2 protein-coding genes are annotated in these 1167 nt (G+C 45.1%); both read left to right on the forward strand.

The window, feature by feature from the left end; translation table 11 throughout:
• Positions 1–386, forward strand: a 386-nt coding sequence (locus SSCH_RS16535; protein WP_198142280.1) for a transposase family protein, incomplete at its 5' end; no start/stop codon positions are given.
• Between the two features lie 7 nt (positions 387–393).
• Positions 394–1164: an ISAs1 family transposase gene (locus tag SSCH_RS07685; protein ID WP_052835448.1), complete on the forward strand. Its 771-nt coding sequence runs from the start codon at positions 394–396 to the stop codon at positions 1162–1164.
• Positions 1165–1167 lie beyond the last annotated feature (3 nt).

Genomic DNA, 1167 nt, shown 5'->3' on the forward strand with positions numbered 1-1167 from the left:
AAGGGAAGTTTTTTGATTATTTTAGCGGATTGAACGATAGTAGAATGGAAGGGAAGATATGGCATCGATTAACCGATATCTTATTCATCGTGACCTGCGGAATTATTTGCGGCTACGATGAGTTTGAGCTTATCCATGTATGGGCTAAAGCACCGGATACGCAGAAATGGCTGAAGAAATATATTGCGTTGCCTAACGGAATTCCCTCATTGTCGACCCTTAAAAGAGGGTTTAGTGTGATTCGGCCCGAGGAGTTCTCAACGCGGTTCATCTCGTGGATGAATGCAGTGCTCCAACTGCCGGAAAGGATGTTGTGTCCGTGGATGGGAAAACATCAAGAGGTTCGAAGGATGAACGCAAGGGTCAGAAGGCACTACATATGGTAAGCGCCTTGTGCCATTCACATGGCTGGTGATCGGTCAGGTTAAAACGGACGAAAAAAGCAATGAGATCACAGCCATCCCGGAACTATTAGATCAGTTACTTATCGAAGGAAGTATCGTGACAATTGACGCTATAGGGTTGCAGACAAAGATCGTAACAAAAATTGTGAACGACAATAAAGCAGACTACGTGATCAATCTAAAGGGAAACCAGGAAGTGTTTCAGCAAGAGGTGAAAGAGTATTTTACGGATTTGGAACAGTCGGGAAAGCTCGAACAAATCAAGCATCAGGCGGTGCAGGAGGGTGCCCATGTTAAAAACAGTGCAGGACTTCAAGTTCTTAGCACACTGGAAAAAGGACATGGGCGCATCGAAAGAAGAACCTATTATTATTCAACAGATATCAACTGGATGGTGGATGCCAAGCGCGACTGGACTAAACTAATAGGGATCGGAATGGTCCTTCGGGAAGTGGAGTATACAGCAGAACCAGGTAAAACAACCAACGAAACCGTCTTCTATGTTGGAAGTGTAGGAAACGTTGCTGATTTCGCCAGGGCAGCACGCACCCATTGGGGCGTAGAGAGTATGCATTGGAGTCTCGACGTAATATTTGGAGATGATCATAATCGGACGCGAGAAACCGCGGCTGCACAAAATTTAGCCATTGTTAAACGGATGGTCTTTAACACACTCAAAAACGAAACCAAGATTTATACCCAAAATGAGCAAACCGAAAAAGCGTGTTGTAGCGGCAACGGATCCCTCTTACCGAGATGATTG

The sequence above is a fragment of the Syntrophaceticus schinkii genome (assembly GCF_000946815.1).
GTDB lineage: Bacteria > Bacillota > DSM-12270 > Thermacetogeniales > Thermacetogeniaceae > Syntrophaceticus > Syntrophaceticus schinkii.